The sequence below is a fragment of the Leucobacter massiliensis genome (assembly GCF_002982315.1).
GTDB lineage: Bacteria > Actinomycetota > Actinomycetes > Actinomycetales > Microbacteriaceae > Leucobacter > Leucobacter massiliensis.
In genome coordinates, this window is the sequence record NZ_MWZD01000017.1 from 707,393 (window position 1) to 723,444 (window position 16,052).

The following is a 16,052-nucleotide window of genomic DNA, read 5'->3' on the forward strand; positions in this document are numbered from 1 at the left end:
TTCCCCCGCAGCACACATGACAAAGGAGTCTCCGATGAAGAAGAACACGCAACTGGCCGGATGGGCGAGCCTCCTCGCCGTCGCCGGCCTCGCCCTCAGCGGCTGCGCGGGCACGCCCACGGGCGGGAGCACCGGGGGCGGCGGCGCCTCTGGCGAGCTCGTGGGCGGCCCCGGGGTCGACGTCGACGCCAAGACGATCCGCATCGGCACCCTCGTGCCGGTGTCCGGCGTGTTCGCCGGGGCGATCACCAACATCGAGGGGATCGAGGCCGCCTTCCACCGCGCCACATCCGAGGGCGGCGCGCTGGAGGGCTGGACGGTGGAGGTCGTCAACCAGGACACGAAATACGACGCCGCGACCGCGATCCCCCTCTACGAGGGCATGAAGGACGACGTCGCGATGATCTCGATCGTGCTCGGCTCCACGATCATCGATGCGATGCTGCCCTCGATCGAGACCGACGGCGTGACGCTGATCCCCGGCGGCACGACCCCCAATCTGCAGTTCGCCGAGCACATCGTGCCGAGCCTGCCGATGACGAGCGCGCACGCCTCGAGCCTGATCCCCTACGCCATCGAGAACTACGACGTCGGCGACGCGACCTTCTGCTCCCTCACCGTCGAGGACACCCTGGGAGCGTACGTCGTCGAGAACTTCGAGTTCACGGTCGAGGAGCTCGGCCTCACGAAGGGCGTCGAGACCACCTTCGCGCCCAACACCGATCAGCTCACCGCGCAGATCACGGCCCTGAAGAACGGGAAGTGCGACGTCGTCATGACGGGCGGCACCGGCTCCTTCCTGCAGACCTTCGCCGTCCAGGCGGTGCAGCAGGACTACGCGCCGCTCGTGCTGGCCGGCAACTCCTCCTACAACGTCACCCTGGCGACCGGCCCGGGCGCCGACTGGCTGGCCGAGCACGCGATCATCTCCGTGCCGGGCGACGAGTGGCTCGGCACCGACGCGCCCGGACAGGCGATGATGATCGAGGACCTCACCGCCGTGAACCCCGACTTCGTGCCGACCGCGAATGCGCACCTCACCGGCTACGTCAACGGCATGCTCACGGCCGAGATCCTCGCCGCGGCGATCGACGCCGGTGATCTGAGCCGCGAGGGAATCGCGGCGGCGGCGGCCGGGATCGGCACCTGGGAGGACGAGCTCGGCCTGGCCGGGGGCGACGTGGTCGTCGGCGAGACCGCGGCCGGGAACGTGCCGCCGTCCAAGCTGTCCATGTTCCGCATCGACCCGGACGTGCCCACGGGGCTCGCGCTCGAACGCTACTACTACGAGTCCGAGGTCACGAACGACTACATCGAGTCCATCCGTCCGTAGCCGCCGGCGCGGGCGCCCGGCACCGACGCCGGGCGCCCGCCCCGCCGGCCCCGCCGGATCACCGGGAGGTTTCCATTGTCCACCGACGTCCCCGAGGGCACGCGCGAGCGGCCCCTCCTCGAACTGACGGATGTCTCCGTCACCTACTCCGGCGGCGCCGTGCAGGCGCTCCAGGGCATCGATCTCGTCGTGCGCCGCGGCCAGATCGTCGTGCTGCTCGGCGTCAACGGCGCCGGGAAGACCACCACGCTTTCCGCGATCTCGGGGCTGCTGCCCTACTCGGGCGGCTCGCTCGATTCCGGCGCCGTCCTCCTCGACGGCCAGGACCTGCGCGGCTCTACCCCCGCAGCGCGCGTGCAGCGCGGCATCTCGATGGTCATGGAGGGGCGCAGGGTCTTCCCCGATCTGACCGTCGAGGAGAACCTGATCGCCGGCGGCTTCAGCCGTGCGGCGGGGGAGACCCGGGAGACGCGGGAGCAGATGTACGGCATGTTCCCGATCCTCGCGGAGCGCCGTCGGCAGCTCGCCGGCCTCCTCTCGGGAGGTGAGCAGCAGATGCTCGCCATCGCCCGTGCGCTCATGCAACGGCCCACGCTGCTCATGCTCGACGAGCCCTCGCTCGGCCTGGCACCGCTCATCGTCGAGCGCATCCGCGAGCTCGTGGTCGAGATCAACGCCGGCGGCACGAGCGTGCTCCTCATCGAGCAGAACGCCGCGATGGCGCTCTCGATCGCCGACTACGCCTATGTGCTCGACGGCAAGACGATCGCGCAGCACGGCACCGGCGCCGAGTTGCTCGCCGACACCTCGGTCCAGGAGCTGTACCTCGGGATCGCGGGAGAGGGCCGCCGATCCTTCCGCGCCGCGCACGAGGCACGAGCCCGGGGAGGTGCGCGATGAGCGACATCCTGCTGACGGTCAGGGACGTGACGGTGCGCTTCGGCGGAGTGACGGCGGTGAGCGGGGTGAGCTTCGATGTCCGCCGCGGCGAGTTCTTCGCGATCATCGGTCCCAACGGGGCCGGGAAGACCACGCTCTTCAACTGCCTGAGCGGACTCGTGAAGTACTCGGGGGAGATCGACTTCGACGGCGCCCCGATCACCGGCCGCCGCACCGAGCAGATCGCCCGCCGCGGCATCGCCCGCACCTTCCAGAACCTCGGGCTCTTCGCGTCCATGACGGTGCTCGAGAACGTGCTCGTGGGTCGTGCCGCGAAGATCGACTCCGGTTTCCCCTCGGGCCTGCTCTGGTTCGGGCGGGCGCGCCGCGCCGACATCGACGCGCGCCAGCACGCCTACGAGGTGCTCGACGTGATGGGTCTGGCCGAGCTGGCCCACACGCCCATCGCGAGCCTCTCCTACGGCACTCGCAAGCGGATCGAGCTGGCGAAGGCGGCGGTGTCCTCGCCGCAGCTGCTGCTGCTCGACGAGCCCGTGGCCGGGCTCAACCACCGCGAGACGGAGGAGCTCGTGGGCTCCGTGCTCGCGCTGAAGGAGGCGATGGGCCTCACCATCGCGCTCATCGAGCACGACACCTTCCTCGTGATGGACGTCGCGGACCGGATCCTCGCCCTGAACTTCGGTGAGCCGATCGGCCTGGGAACCCCCAGCGAGATCCAGTCCGACCCCCGCGTCGTCGAAGCCTACCTCGGCAGCTCCGAGGGGGCGCGGGCCGCTGCCGCCCCGGCGGCCGGCGACGGACGCGGACCGGATGCGTCCGCCGAACTGCGAACGGGAGGCACCGCCTGATGGATACCTTCGTCCAGATCCTGATCTCCGGCATCGCGCTGGGCTTCCTCTACGCCCTCGTGTCGCTGAGCTTCGTGGTGCTGCTGAAGGCGACCGGGCACTTCAATCTGCTGCCCGGCTCCTTCGTGCTGCTGGGGGCCTACTCGCTCTACCAGCTCCACCAGAACATGGGCCTCAACTTCTGGCTCGCCCTGCTCCTCGCCATCGTCATCGTCGCCGCGCTCGGCCTCGTGATCCACACCCTCATCTTCCAGCGCATCGACCGCACCGCCGACCAGCACGCCGCGGGTCTCGCGATCCTGCTCGTGACGATCGGCGTGCTCAGCCTCAGCCAGGCGACCGCGGTGTCCAGCTGGGGAGCCGAGGTGCTCCTGCTCGGCGATCCTTGGGGGCTCAGCACCTTCCGGCCGGGCGGCATCAGCGTCTCCGCACGCGATGTGTGGGTGATCGGGCTCGGCCTGCTCGTGCTCGCGATCTTCTGGGTCGTGATGCAGCACACGCGCATCGGCATCGGCATGCGGGCGCTCGCGAGCGACCACCAGGCGGCGTTCGTGCAGGGCATCAGCCCCCGCCGGGTGGCCCCCTACGCCTGGCTCATGAGCTCCGGCGCGGCGGTCACCGCCGGCGTGCTGATGGCGACGGAGGCCGGAGGCGGGCTGCGGCCCACGCTCGACGTGGTGGCATTCACCGCCCTCCCCGCGCTCATCCTCGGCGGCATCCGGTCCCTGCCGGGCTGCGTGGCCGGCGGCCTCCTGCTCGGGATCGTGCAGCAGCTCGCCGCGGGCTACGCTCCCGCGAGCTTCGGACAGCACTTCGCGACGGTGCTGCCCTGGATCATCATGATCGTCGTGCTTCTCGTCCGCCCCAGTGGCCTCTTCGCCACACGAGAGTTCCGGAGGGCCTGACATGTCCCAGACCAGTTACGCGAGCACCGGCGCACTGCGCACGCAGGGCGCGTTCGACGCGCGGATCCGGCGGGAGGTCCGGCTCTTCCGGGGGCCCGTCACCCGCCTCGGGGCGCTGCTGCTCGTCGCGCTCGCGGTGGTGCTCCCGCTGAGCACCGCCGACTCCTTCCTGCTGTCCCTGGGGATCACGGTCGGGCTCTTCTCGATCGCCGCGATCGGCCTGAACGTGGTCAACGGCTACGCCGGGCAGATCAACATGGGGCAGCCGTTCTTCCTCGCGGTAGGCGCGTTCACCGCCGTCGGCTTCGGCTCGATCATGGACCTGCCGCTGCCCGTCTGGCTGCTCGCCGTCGTCATCGTCGGCGCGCTCGCCGGAGTGCTCGTGGCGCCCCTGGCCCTGCGCCTGAAAGGCGTCTACCAGATCGTGCTCAGCCTCGGCCTGATCTTCATCGGCCAGTACATCTTCGTGAACTGGAGCGATCTCACCGGCGGCGTGAGCGGTCGCAGGGCGCCCCTCAACCTCTCGCTCGGCGGCCTCGACTTCGCCGCCCTCCGGATCGGTGGCATGGAGTACAGCTACCACCAGGGGCTCTTCATGCTGGTGTGGCTCTTCGTGGCGCTCTGCATGCTCATCGTGCACCTGCTCATGAAGTCCCCGGCCGGCCGCGCCGTGGTCGCGCTGCGGGACTCGGAGCTGGCAGCCCGGGTCGCCGGGGTCAATCCGTCGCGGAGCATGGTGGGCGTCTTCGCCGTGTCGAGCGCGATGGGGGCGCTCGGCGGGGCCTTCTACGTTGCTCAGCTGCGATTCGTGAGCCCCGAGCAGTTCAACCTGGCGATGGGACTGAACTTCATCATCATCGTCACGGTCGGCGGCCTCGCCACGGCCTGGGGCCCCGTCCTGGGCAGCCTCGTGATCTGCTCCATCCCGGTGCTCGCGACGCGCTACGCGGACGTCATCCCCTTCTTGAAGGCGGACTCCTCGACTCCCGACGGCACGTGGGGCATCCCGGTCGGTCAGTTCCCCGTGGTGATCTACGGCCTGCTGCTGGTGCTCATCCTGATGTTCGAACCGCGCGGCCTCACCCACCTCATCGCCGTGGGATGCAGATCGATCTGGCGGAGGGTGCGGGGCCGGCCGCGGAACGGCTCGGGCGCACCGGCGGCCGGCGCCTAGAATCGAGGAGCCCGCAGACGATGGAGCGCGGGCGGCATCGTGTCCACGAGGGGGTAGACATGGGATCAACGGCACTGGCGACGGCCGCGCCGCCGGGGGTGACGCTGCGGTTCGACGCGGACCGGCGCAGGCGAGTCGCCGCGGAGCGCGAAGCGTTCCTGAGAGGCGGGCCGGATGCGGGGAGCCCGCGGAGGGCGACGGACCGGAGCATCATCTCCTCCGAGATCTTCAACTCCTGGCTGCGCTCCAGCGAGCTGGGCGTCGACCCCTCACGGGCGGAGGTGCCCAGCCTGGTGCCGGGCGCCTCCCGCGCGCGGCGACTCTCCGAGGCGGCGACGCCCGTGCTGCGGGCATTCGGCGAGCGCAGCCGCGGCTCCGAGGCCTGGGCGATGCTCCTGGATCGCGACTGCGTGCAGGTCGCCCCGACCGTCGGCGACGAGCAGCTGGTGCGCGCGGGGCTCGCGCGCGGCGGCGGCGTGGGCGCGACGTTCCGGGAGGCCCTCGTCGGCACGAACGGGGCGGGCATCTCGGCCGAGCGCCTCGAGAGCTTCCTGGTCGTGGGCGAGGAACACTACCGCGAGGCGGAGCAGGGGCTCGTCACGGTCGGCGCCCCGCTCCGGGACCCTTTCGGCCGTCTCACCGGCTTCCTGGTGATGTGCCAGCGCGTGCGCATGTCGAACCACCTGATCGTGCCCTACACCCAGAGCATCGCGGACGCCGTCGAGGAGCGGCTGACCGAGGCCGTCGACGCCGACGAGCGCGCGCTGTTCGAGGCCTTCTCGCGGCACTCCCGGCGGCCCTCCCTGCCGGTGCTCGGCGTCAGCGAGCAGCTGTTCGTCGCCAACAACGCCGCCCAGCAGCTCGCGCGCGGCCAGGCGGACGGTGAGGCGCTGCGGGCCACTGCCCTCGACGCCGTGCGCGAGGGCGCCACGCGCACGGTGCGCGTCTCCCTCGGCGGCGAGGAGTTCCGTGCGCACTGCCGTTCCGTGGAACTCTCGCGGGGCCGCTTCGGCGCCGTCGTCTCCCTCCGCCGCGCCGCCCGCGCCGCCCGGGAAGGCGCACCGGGCGGCCCCGCAGGGGGCTCCGGTGCCGCGGACCCGGGTTCCGCCACCCCGGCCGACCCGGTCGAGCGGGCCGTGGCGCTCGGGCTCCCCGCCCTGGTCACGGGCGAGCGGGGCTGCGGGCGGGCGCACCGGATCCGCCTCGCGGCGCACCCCGCCGAGCTGGAGGCCGGTAGCGCCGAGGCGGATCGGGCCGACTGGCTTGCGCGCCTGCGCGCCCTCACCTCGTCCGGCCGCGTGCTGATCCGCAACATCGACGTGCTGCACCCCGAGTTCCGGCCGCGAGTGCTCGAGCTCGTGCGCGCCAGCCCCCACTGGGTGGGCGCCACGGCGGCGGCCCCCGCGCCGCAGTGGAGCGAGACCTTCCCGGTGAATGTGCAGCTCGAGCCGCTGCGCGAACGCGGCGCCGAGTTCTCGGAGCTGGTGCGCTCGGTGATGCGCGAGCTCGGCGCGGCCCAGGTGCGCGTCTCGGCGGAGGCGATGAGCGTGCTCGCGAAGCACCCGTGGCCGGGCAACATCGCCCAGCTGCGGCGGGTGCTCGCGACGGCGCTCGTCGCGGTGCGCGGCGACGCGGTCACCGTGAACGAGCTGCCGCGGGAGATGGCGGGCAGCGGCCGTCGCCCGGGCGGCGAGGGCCTCCTGCAGCGCACCGAGCGGGAGCTGATCTTCGAGGCGCTGCAGGCGGCGAACTGGAATCGCGAGGAGGCCGCCCTGGCGCTCGGCATCTCGCGCGCCACCATGTACCGCCGGATCCGCCAGTTCGGCTTCCAGCTGCGCAGCAGCCGCTGACCCGGCGCGCACGCCGCAGGGCGCACTCCGGGTGCGCCGGGAGGAGCGCCAGGGGTCGCGCCCGGCACCCCGCCTACACCTGGCCGCCGTTGGCGGCGATGATCCGCTTCGCGCCCGCCTTCACGAAGGCCACCTGCTCGCGCACCACGGCCTGTGCTGCCGCCGTGTCGCGCGCCTCGACGGCGGCGACGAGCCGCGGCACGAAGCTCGGGCCGAGTTGCTGCGCCCAGTCCTCGGGCTCGTAGGTCTCGCGCCAGACCGTCATCACGTTGAGTGCGCGGTAGCCGCTCGTGAGCTGCTTCGACCCCGCGAGGTCGACGATCGCGGCGTGGAAGTCGAGGTTGAGGTCGAGGAACTCGTCGAGCACCTCCGGCGAGTCGGGCACGAGCTCGATCACCTGCTCACCGAGGCGGGCGATGTGGCGCAGCTCCTCCTCGGAGGCGTCCGCGAGGTAGCGCTCGAGCACGCCCGTCTCGATCGTCGCGCGCCGGTCGTAGAGCTGGTCGACGAGCTCGCTCGTCATCGGCGCGGGCTCGTGCCGGCCCCCGTCGACCGCGCGCACCAGCGACTCGGTCGCGAGCCGGATGAGCGCGTTGTCGACGAGCGCCGGCTCGATCCGCAGCTCCGCGGCGAGCGCCTCCACCTCGATCGTCTCGTGCAGCGGCGTGCGGCGACGCAGCACCCAGTCCCGCGCCCCCTCATAGGCCGCGGTCTCGAGCGCGCGTTCGAGATTCCCGAAGGCCCCCCGGTAGTAGGCGAGCGGCTCGCCGTCGCGCGCCTCGGCGGCGAGCACCCGGCCCAGGAAGATCGTGTGCGTGCCCCCCACCGCCGTCTCCTCCACCACGCACTCGATCGAGGCGAGGGTGTCGTCGAGCAGGGGCAGGCCGTGCTCACTCAGGTGGTGGCCGAAGCCGGCGAACTTGTCGTCGCCCTTGCGGGCGAAGGCCCGCGCGAGCTCGCCCTGCCGGGAGGTGAGGATGTTGATCGCGTAGCGGCCCGCCCGCGACACCGCGTCGTGCGTCGCGCTGGAGCGGTTGAGGCAGATGAGCATCATCGGCGGTTCGGCCGAGAGCGAGGAGACGGCGGAGACCGTGGTGCCGTAGCTGCGCTCGCCGTCGGCGGTGGTGATCACGGTGACCCCGGAGGCGAAGTGGCCGACGACGGTGCGGAACACGTTCTCGTCGACCACGGGAAACCCCAGATCGATGCCGTACCTCAGGGCGGACTCACTCGGAGCGGTCATCATGCGTTCCTTCCTCGTCGAAGCATCACCGAAGAAGCTACGCCGCGAGCCGGTCCCGGGCGGGTCTCACAGTGAGACGCGCCGGGCCGGGCGGGCTCGGGCACACTGGGGTGAGGGGCCCGCGGTGCGACGGCGGGCGGAAGCGATCGAGGAGGATCAGGCGTGCGGGACTTCACAGGACGGGTGGCTTTCATCACTGGCGGTGCCTCCGGCGTCGGCTTCGGCCAGGCGGAGGTGTTCGGACGCCTCGGCTGCCGCATCGCGATCGCCGACGTCCGGCCGGAGATGCTCGAGCGGGCCGCGGGCGAGCTGTCGGCGGCGGGCATCGAGGTGCACCCGGTGCCGCTCGACGTGCGCGATCGCGGCGCGTGGACGGCAGCCGTCGACTCCGTGGAGGACCGCTTCGGCGATCCCGTCACGCTGCTCTTCAACACCGCGGGCGTCAACGGCTTCGGCCGGCTCGACCGGGCCACCTTCGCGGACTTCGACTGGATCATGGGCGTCAATCTCGGCGGCGTGATCAACGGGATCGCCACGGTGCTGCCGCGCATGCTCGCGGCCGGCCGCGGCGGCCACATCGCCTCCGTCGCCTCGATGGCCGGCTTCCAGGGGAGCCCGGTGGCCGGCATCTACGCCGCCTCGAAGGCCGCGGTGATCAACCTGATGGAGAGCTACGCGCTCGAGCTCCCGCCGCAGGGCGTCGGGGTCTCCGTCGTGTGCCCGGCGAGCGTGCGGAGCGGCATCGCGCACACGCTCGACAGCCGGCCGGACGAGTTCGCCGAGGGGTCGAGCTTCACCGACTCGCCCGAGTTCGTCGCACTGCAGGACGAGCTCTACCGGGGCGGCATGGACCCCGTCGAGCTCGCCGAGCACCTGCGCTCGGCGATCGAGCACGAGCGCTTCTGGGTGCTGCCCTTCACGGAGACCCGCGAGGGGCTGCGCGAGCACTTCGACTCCGTGCTTGCCGGTTACGACGCCTACGACGTCGACCCGGAGGCCGCGCGGGAGCGGGCGGAGGCCCTGGTGGCCTACCGCGCCCGCGCGGCCGCGCTGCGCGGTGCACAGCAGGGCTGACTAGCGCCCGGTGAGCAGCATGTCGGCGAAGGCGGCGACGCGCAGCCGGAGCGCGTCGATGCGCGCGGCGCGCGCCGCGTCCTGGTCGAAGCCGTCGTAGGGCAGCGGCGGGTCGTTGCGGACGTTCCACGAGCACTCGAAGCGGCGGCAGATGAGGGTGCCGACCGTGTTGCCGCGGCGGCCGGACTCGCCGACCCGGCGAGCGCTGAAGAACGCGACCTCGGCGAGGGTGCGGTGGTCGCGGCACCACTCGCAGATCTGGGGCCCTGCCGGCTGGGCGTCGCCGAGCCGCAGCATGACGCCGATCGGCTTGCCGTCCAGCGCGGGCAGCACCACGTAGGCGCGCTTGGCGAACTTGGGGTCGTGCCAGCCGAGGTAGTCGAGATCGGCCCACGGGCGGGTCTCCAGATCGGCGGGGAGGCCGGCCGAGGCGACCTCCTTGCGCGAGGCGTTGACGAAGCAGCGGCGGATGGTGGATTCGGTGAGTTCGAGCATGAGGCTTCCCGGAGTCGGGGGCGCGGGGACGGGCCGTCGGAACGGGCACGCGCGGCGTGCCTCGCGGCTCGCGCGCCGGAGTGGATGTGGTGTCGTCTCGTGCGTCCGCGATGCCGGCGGACGCGCCTCATGCCTCGACGGCGGAAGACCCGCCGCCGACCTCCTCACGCCCGGAGGCAGGGAACAGCGTACTCATCACGCGAAGAATGCTACCACCGCCGAAGTCAAGCCCCTCCCCGCCGCAGCCGGCGACGCCCTAGCCTCGGGGCATGACTCAGCACGCCCACGGAACCACCGCATCGGCCATCCGTCTCGCCGCGACCGGAGCGATCGCGCTCGTCGGCCTCGCGGGTGCCTCCGCCTGCACCCAAGCGGTCCCGAGCGAGGGCTCTGGCGAAGTGCAGGACATGAAGGAGGTCGGCCAGGGGATCGCGGAGCAGATCGAGATCAACCTCCGCGACGCCGGAGACGCGGTGCCCGAGGGGAGTCCCGTCCGCGACATCGACGAGGTGGAGAACGTTGCGGCCGACAGCGTCCGCGTCGTGACGAGCGAGACGCTCACCGACGCCGAGCGCGAGCGGCTCGTGGACGACGTCTTCCGCTACGGCGCCGAGGACATCGACGCGCTGCGCGTCGTGCAGGTGGTCGACGGCTCGGGCGAGGAGACCCTGCACGAGCGGTCCTGAGGGGCGAAGCGCTCGCCGGGCCGGCTCTCCGCCGATGCGGCCGCGCCCGCTGCGGAGCCTGTCTCCGTGCCGGCGGATACACTGGCAGCGGGTCCCGAGGCCGGCAGGAGGCGAGATGAGCGAGGAGAGCGCTCCGAAGCGCGCACGCCTGGACCGGCGGGTCATCGTCGACGCGATCCTCCGCCTCGCGCGCGAGGAGCCGCACGCGCGGGTCACCTTCAAGCGCCTCGGCGAGGCCCTCGGCGTCGACGCCACAGCCATGTACCGCCACTTCCGCAACAAGGAGGAGCTGACCCGGGCCGCGCTCGACCGTCTCAGCGCCATCGCCGTCGCCGAGGCGGAGGCGAGCGGGGGAGGGTGGCGGGAGCGGCTGGAGGCGCACCTGCTGCGCATCGCGGAGCTGAGCCTCGAGCACCCCTCGATCGCCGCCGAGGGGGCCATCCTCGATCCGGCCGGCCCCGGCGACGTGGCGGGGGACGAGTTCGTGCTCGCCCGCCTCAGCGAGGCCGGTCTCGACGGCGCCGAGCTGATCCGCGCCTACGCCGCGGTCTCGGGCTTCGCCCTCGCCCAGTCCGCGGCGATGGCCCAGGAGGTCATGGCGCGCCGGGGCGCCGCCCGCGACGGCTCCATCCCGTGGATCAGCGGCTTCGGCTCGGTCGAGCTGAGCGATTTCCCGCTCGTCAGCCGGCACCGCGACGCGCTGCTCGCGATCGACGGCATGGCGGTCTATCGTGCGGGGGTCTCCGCCATCCTCGACTCCGTGGCGTAGCACCTGCCGCAGGGGTGCGGAGCCACCGCCTGCGCGCGCCCCGCGGACGCAGCGGGCAGCGCGGGCGCGAGCAGCTCGCGGGTCCGCGGGTGCGGGCGAGTAGGGTGGAGGGGTGGACCGGGTGCGGCCCGGGCGAGCGGAGGTGGAGACCGGTGTCTGGTGGCGGCGCGCTGGAATCGGACGCGATCGAGCTGCTGCGCGCGCTGATCCGTGAGGCCTGCGTCAACGACGGCCGCCCCGAGTCCGGTCAGGAGATCCGCAGCGTGCGGGTCCTCCAGCGCTTCCTGGCGCCCGCCGTCGCCACCGGGCGGCTCGAGACCCAGGTGCTGGAGTCCGCCCCGGGACGGGCCTCGCTCGTCGCGCGGGTGCGCGGCACCGACCCCGATGCTCCGTCCCTCGGCCTGCTCGGGCACCTCGACGTGGTGCCCGTCGATCCCGAGGGCTGGACGCGCAACCCCTTCGGCGGCGAGCTCGTCGACGGCGAGGTGTGGGGGCGCGGAGCCGTCGACATGCTCTATCTCACCGCGGCCTTCGCCACGGTGATCCGCGAGCTCGCGCTGGCGCCCGAGCGGCCGCGCGGCGAGCTCGTGCTGCTGGCCGTTGCCGACGAGGAGGCCGGGGGCGAGTACGGGATCCACTGGCTCGCGCGGGAGCATCCGGAGACGGTGCGCGTGAGCGAGGCGATCTCGGAGTCGGGCGGCATGCGGATGGGGCGGCACGTCGCGATCGAGGTCGCCGAGAAAGGGTCCGCCGGGCGGCGGCTCGTGGTCCGCGGCAAGCCCGGGCACGCCTCGATCCCCTACGGTGCCGCGAGCGCCTCGTACCGGGTCGGCGAGGTGCTGCAACGGCTGGGCGAGGTGGCGCCCGTGCCGCAGCTCGGGGAGCTGTGGGGGGCATTCGTCGACGCCCGCATCGACGATCCCGTGCTCGCGCAGCGGCTGCGCGACCCGGTCAGCGTCGACGCCGCGCTGCCGCAGCTGGGAGGCATCGCCGGGTACGCGCACGCCGTCTCCCGCGTCACGCTCTCGCCGACGGTGCTGCGCGCCGGCGCGACCCACAACGTGATCCCCGCGGTCGGCACGATCGACCTCGACATCCGCACCCTTCCCGGCACGAGCGACGATGACGTCGACCAGCTGCTCGCGGCCGTGCTCGGCCCGCTCGCCGCACAGGTGGAGATCCAGCATCTGCGGGGATGGGCCGCCACCGCGTCGAGTCCGCGGGAACCGCTCTTCGCCGCGATCGAGCGCGCCGTCGGCGAAGTCGCGGGGGCTCCCGTGGTCCCGATCATGGCGGCCGGCGGCTCGGACGCCCGGGTGCTGCGGGAGCTCGGCATTCCCGCCTACGGCTTCGGGCTGCTCGCGCCCGGCTGGAGCTACGAGCGCTACCGGGAGGGCGTGCACGGCAACGACGAGCGCATCGACGTGGAGTCGGTGGCGCTGTCCCTCGCCGCGCTGCGGCTGATCGTGCGGGAGCGGGTGGGCTGAGCGCAGCCCCTACTCGAAGAAGTCGCCGAGGAACTCGAAGGGGCTCTTCTTCTTGCGGTAGCGGGGATCGCCGCGGTAGCCGTCGCGGTGACGATCGTCGCCGTAGCGGCGGTCGTCCGAGTAGCGGCGGTCGTCCGAGTAGCGGCGGTCGTCCGAGTATCGACGATCGTCGCGCCGGTCCTCGGGGGAGCGCCGCTCGTCGTATCCTCGCGGCTGCGATGCCGGCGGGGAGGCGGGCGGGGCCTGGAGCTCCGACTCGGCCTGCGCGCGCTCCAGGATCTTGTCGAGCTCACCGCGGTCGAGCCAGACGCCGCGGCACTGGGGGCAGTAGTCGATCTCCACGCCCTGCCGCTCGCTCATGAGCAGCACGGTTCCGTCGCTGGGGCAGTTCATGTCCCCGACTGTAGACGCGTCACCTGGAAAACGCCCCGGGCCGCCCAGCGGGGTACGCCGGCTTCTCCGCGTGCTCGCGTCAGGGCAGATCGAACGCGCCGCCGGGGTGCGTGAGCCGCCACCAGAGGTCCGGCTCCGCCAGGGGCTCCGCGGTCACGATCCGCACGGTCTGGCGGCCGGCGGGGGAGTCCAGGCGCAGCACCCCCGCCGCCGCCCCGGCCGTTCCCGGCTGCGGCGGGGCGAGCTCGGCGACGCGCTCCGCGGCTTCGCCCGGCAGCAGCACGGCGCTCGCGGCCTCCGCCGCGATCAGGGGCACCCGCGCGCCGTCGGCGGTCACGGCGGTGCCGAGGCGCTCGCCCTCCGTGACGAGCGAGACCCGCCGGGGCGCCGTCCGGAGCGCGCCGAGCACGTCGAGGCTCGACGCCAGGCGCGACTCCTCGCTGGGCCGGCCCAGCGTGACGGCGAGCTGGACCGCCTCCCGGCCCCCGGCGTCGGCCGCCTGCGCGGCGACGAGGTTGTAGCCGGCGGCGCTCGTGCGCCCGGTCTTCACGCCCCGCACCCCCGGCAGCACCCCGAAGAGGGGATTGGTGCTCTCGACGACGCCGATACCCCAGGGCAGCTCCGCGCTGGGCTGCCGCACGATCTCCGCGATCACGGGATCGCGCAGCGCGAGCCGCGCGATCCGCAGCACGTCCGCCGCGCTCGCGACGTTGCGCTCGTCCATGCCGGTGGGCTCGACGACGGTCAGCGAACCGAGACCGTGGCGCTCCGCCCAGTCGGCCGCCGCGGCGGCGAAGCGGGCGTCGTCGCCGAAGACGGAGAGCGCGTAGGCCGCTGCGAAGTCGTTCGCCGAGGGAATGAGCGCGAGCGTCAGCATCTGCCGGGCGGTCACCGCGGTACCGGCGGGGATGGGGAAGGCGACGCCGTCCTCGGCCAGGAAGGCGGCGCTGCGGGCGAGATCCGCCTCGCTCCAGAGATGAGTGGCCCCCTCCGAGCCGGGCGCGAGCGGCTGCTGCTCGAGCGTGACGAGGGCGGTGACGAGCTTCGTGATGCTGGCGATGGGCTGGGGATCCTCGGCCCCCGGGGCGCCCGCGTTCACCCAGACCTCCTCGCCGTCGAGCCAGCCCGCGGCGGTCGGCAGGGTCTGCGCGTCCACTGCCGCCTGCGCGGGGGCCGGGTCCGCCTGGAAGGTCCGCCGCGCGTCCCCGCTCGCCTCGAGCGCGGGCGCGGGCGCGGGGGTCAGCACGACCGCGGCGGTGTAGCCGCCGGCGAGCAGCGCCGCGAGCACCGTCCCGGCGGCGGCGGCGCCGCGCCGCAGGCGCCGTCGGCCGTGCCGGCGGGACACCTGGGGGCGGGGTGATGCTGGCACCCCCTCAGCGTAGCCGTGACGCCTCCGGCGCGGGCCCGGCACGGGCGGCGCTCGACTCCATTGCACAGCCCGGGCGGGCTCGGCTGTGCGCGACTGCCGGACCCCGGCCGGCGCGGGTGCGGCAGACTACCGGGAGGCGGGCCGCGCCTCGGCCGCAGGGACAGCGCCCGACCGCCCGCCCGTTCCGAGCTCAGGAGGCACCACATGACCGCACTCGTCGCGGGATACGCCCGCACCCCCTTCGCGCGCTTCACCGGAGCGCTCGCCTCGCAGCCCGCGACGGCGCTCGGCGCGCACGCGATCGCCGCGGCGCTCGCGCGCGCCGGAGTCGCGCCCGAGCAGCTCGACGCGGTCGTCGCGGGGCAGGTGCTGCAGGCCGGCGCCGGGCAGAATCCTGCCCGGCAGGCGGCGGTGGGCGCCGGGGTGCCGCTCTCGGTTCCGGCGGTCACGCTCAACGCGGTGTGCCTCTCGGGTGCCGAGGCCGTGGCGCACGCCGCCCGGCTGATCCGCTCGGGGGAGGCGGAGGTGGTCGTCGCGGTGGGCCAGGAGTCCATGTCGCTCGCGCCGCACGTCATCCCGATGCGGGCCGGAGTGAAGTACGGCCCCGCGCAGCTCGTCGACACCGCGGATCGCGACGGCCTCTCCGACGCCTTCGATCACGTGGCGATGGGGGCGCTCACCGAGACCGGCAACGGGCCGCTCGGGCTCAGCCGTGAGGAGCAGGATGCCTTCGCGGCCGAGTCGCACCGCCGCGCCGCCGCCTCGGCGGACTGGCTGGCGGGCGAGATCGCGCCGCTCGCCATCGCCTCGCGCCGCGGCGGGACGGTGGTCGCCGCCGACGACGGCGTGCGCGCGGACACGAGCGCCGAGACGCTCGCGACGCTGCGTCCCGCCTTCTCCGCCGGGGGCACGATCACGGCGGGCAACGCGTCCCAGATCACCGACGGCGCCGCGGCGCTCGTGCTCGTGAGCGAGGCTGCGGCCGCGCGCCTCGGCGTCTCTCCCCTCGCGCGCGTGGAGGCGACGGCGCTCGTCGCCGGACCCGACACGCACTTGCACGCGCAGCCGGCGCGGGCGATCGAAGCGGCGCTCGCGAAGCTGCCCGGCGCGTCGGCGTCCGGGCTCGCGGCGGTCGAGATCAACGAGGCCTTCGCCGCGGTCGGGGTGCACTCGACGCGAGAGCTGGGCCTGGACCCCGCGATCGTGAACGTGCACGGCGGGGCGATCGCGCTCGGCCACCCCATCGGGGCCTCCGGCGCCAGGATCGTGGGAACGCTCGCCCGGCAGCTCGCCGAGCACGGCAGCGGATCGCTCGGGGCCGCCGGCATCTGCGGCGGCGGCGGGCAGGGGAGCGCGGTGATCCTGCGCGCGCTGTAGCGGGGTGTTCTAGTGTCCCGCGCCAGAAATTCGCTCCCGATCTCGCGCGCCGAGCACGCACCTCGCGGCGGCATGATCGCTCGACTTGCCGCCAGCAAGCCTTCGCTCACATGCCTTGCGATGCACGCACTCTGCACGCGACCTCGGAA

The 16,052-nt window shown here is 73.3% G+C and carries 15 protein-coding genes; 11 read left to right on the forward strand and 4 right to left on the reverse strand.

Annotated elements, in window-relative coordinates:
- The first annotated feature begins 34 nt into the window (after positions 1-34).
- The 6 genes from B4915_RS10080 to B4915_RS10105 all read left to right on the forward strand — a co-directional run bounded on the left by B4915_RS10080 (position 35) and on the right by B4915_RS10105 (position 7,010).
- Positions 35-1,333 (forward strand): ABC transporter substrate-binding protein, encoded by a 1,299-nt coding sequence (locus tag B4915_RS10080; protein WP_105805639.1) that lies wholly within the window; start codon positions 35-37, stop codon positions 1,331-1,333.
- Between the two features lie 75 nt (positions 1,334-1,408).
- Entirely contained in the window at positions 1,409-2,233 is an 825-nt protein-coding gene (locus B4915_RS10085) for an ABC transporter ATP-binding protein (RefSeq protein ID WP_219845102.1), read from the forward strand.
- Positions 2,230-3,081 (forward strand): ABC transporter ATP-binding protein, encoded by an 852-nt coding sequence (locus B4915_RS10090; RefSeq protein WP_105805640.1) that lies wholly within the window; start codon positions 2,230-2,232, stop codon positions 3,079-3,081. Before B4915_RS10085 ends, B4915_RS10090 begins: the two co-directional genes overlap by 4 nt.
- Positions 3,081-3,986, forward strand: a complete 906-nt coding sequence (locus tag B4915_RS10095; RefSeq protein ID WP_105805641.1) for a branched-chain amino acid ABC transporter permease — start codon at positions 3,081-3,083, stop codon at positions 3,984-3,986. Before B4915_RS10090 ends, B4915_RS10095 begins: the two co-directional genes overlap by 1 nt.
- A gap of 1 nt (position 3,987) precedes the next feature.
- Positions 3,988-5,160: a branched-chain amino acid ABC transporter permease gene (locus tag B4915_RS10100; RefSeq protein ID WP_105805642.1), complete on the forward strand. Its 1,173-nt coding sequence runs from the start codon at positions 3,988-3,990 to the stop codon at positions 5,158-5,160.
- A 59-nt stretch (positions 5,161-5,219) separates the two neighbouring features.
- Positions 5,220-7,010, forward strand: coding sequence for an AAA-type ATPase lid domain-containing protein (locus B4915_RS10105; protein WP_105805643.1), 1,791 nt, complete (start codon positions 5,220-5,222; stop codon positions 7,008-7,010).
- A 73-nt stretch (positions 7,011-7,083) separates the two neighbouring features.
- Here the strand turns inward: B4915_RS10105 and B4915_RS10110 are convergent, their stop codons facing one another.
- A complete protein-coding gene (locus B4915_RS10110; RefSeq protein ID WP_105805644.1) occupies positions 7,084-8,253 on the reverse strand; it encodes a flavin reductase in 1,170 nt (389 codons plus the stop codon).
- Positions 8,254-8,436: 183 nt separating this feature from the next.
- On the opposite strand from B4915_RS10110, the gene B4915_RS10115 reads away from it, so the two are divergent.
- Positions 8,437-9,327: an SDR family NAD(P)-dependent oxidoreductase gene (locus B4915_RS10115; protein WP_219845103.1), complete on the forward strand. Its 891-nt coding sequence runs from the start codon at positions 8,437-8,439 to the stop codon at positions 9,325-9,327.
- Here the strand turns inward: B4915_RS10115 and B4915_RS10120 are convergent, their stop codons facing one another.
- Positions 9,328-9,822 (reverse strand): FBP domain-containing protein, encoded by a 495-nt coding sequence (locus B4915_RS10120; RefSeq protein ID WP_105805646.1) that lies wholly within the window; start codon positions 9,820-9,822, stop codon positions 9,328-9,330.
- Positions 9,823-10,091: 269 nt separating this feature from the next.
- On the opposite strand from B4915_RS10120, the gene B4915_RS10125 reads away from it, so the two are divergent.
- The 3 genes from B4915_RS10125 to B4915_RS10135 all read left to right on the forward strand — a co-directional run bounded on the left by B4915_RS10125 (position 10,092) and on the right by B4915_RS10135 (position 12,764).
- Positions 10,092-10,508 (forward strand): hypothetical protein, encoded by a 417-nt coding sequence (locus B4915_RS10125; RefSeq protein WP_105805647.1) that lies wholly within the window; start codon positions 10,092-10,094, stop codon positions 10,506-10,508.
- Between the two features lie 115 nt (positions 10,509-10,623).
- Positions 10,624-11,277 carry a TetR/AcrR family transcriptional regulator gene (locus tag B4915_RS10130; RefSeq protein WP_105805648.1) on the forward strand — a complete coding sequence of 218 codons (654 nt, stop codon included), beginning with the start codon at positions 10,624-10,626 and terminating at the stop codon, positions 11,275-11,277.
- A 152-nt stretch (positions 11,278-11,429) separates the two neighbouring features.
- Positions 11,430-12,764 carry a M20/M25/M40 family metallo-hydrolase gene (locus B4915_RS10135; RefSeq protein ID WP_245907430.1) on the forward strand — a complete coding sequence of 445 codons (1,335 nt, stop codon included), beginning with the start codon at positions 11,430-11,432 and terminating at the stop codon, positions 12,762-12,764.
- Between the two features lie 9 nt (positions 12,765-12,773).
- On the opposite strand, the gene B4915_RS10140 is transcribed toward B4915_RS10135, so the two are convergent.
- Positions 12,774-13,157, reverse strand: a complete 384-nt coding sequence (locus B4915_RS10140; RefSeq protein ID WP_105805650.1) for a TFIIB-type zinc ribbon-containing protein — start codon at positions 13,155-13,157, stop codon at positions 12,774-12,776.
- Between the two features lie 79 nt (positions 13,158-13,236).
- Positions 13,237-14,526 carry a D-alanyl-D-alanine carboxypeptidase family protein gene (locus tag B4915_RS10145; RefSeq protein ID WP_181158536.1) on the reverse strand — a complete coding sequence of 430 codons (1,290 nt, stop codon included), beginning with the start codon at positions 14,524-14,526 and terminating at the stop codon, positions 13,237-13,239.
- 204 nt (positions 14,527-14,730) lie between these two features.
- Between B4915_RS10145 and B4915_RS10150 the strand changes: the two genes are divergently transcribed.
- Entirely contained in the window at positions 14,731-15,903 is a 1,173-nt protein-coding gene (locus tag B4915_RS10150) for an acetyl-CoA C-acyltransferase (protein ID WP_105805652.1), read from the forward strand.
- Positions 15,904-16,052 lie beyond the last annotated feature (149 nt).